The sequence below is a fragment of the Bacteriovorax sp. DB6_IX genome, from assembly GCF_000447775.1.
Lineage (GTDB): Bacteria > Bdellovibrionota > Bacteriovoracia > Bacteriovoracales > Bacteriovoracaceae > Halobacteriovorax_A.
The window spans coordinates 1-228 of the sequence record NZ_AUNJ01000359.1 but is presented as its reverse complement, the minus strand read 5'-3'; the positions used below and the strand labels follow the sequence as shown (position 1 = coordinate 228).

Below are 228 nucleotides of genomic sequence, written 5' to 3'. Positions count from 1 at the left end.
TTCGAATTAAGTCACTCTCTTTTTCAGAAATAGAAGTATTAAATGACTCGATTAACTCTGTATTTCTATATTCAAAGAGACTTTGAACTTTTAATGGAAAATATTTTTCAAAAGATTCACAGTGAAGGGAGCTAAATGGATAATCCTCTACCCTTTCAACAATTTTCGCTCTAACAGGATTTTGAAAAACATATCTCACAACATTTCCCAAATAATTTTCATTAGTAA

1 pseudogene is annotated in these 228 nt (G+C 28.9%); it reads right to left on the bottom strand.

The features are described from left to right. Positions 1–199 (bottom strand): annotated as a pseudogene (locus M901_RS11100) (hypothetical protein); the annotation flags it as partial. Positions 200–228 lie beyond the last annotated feature (29 nt).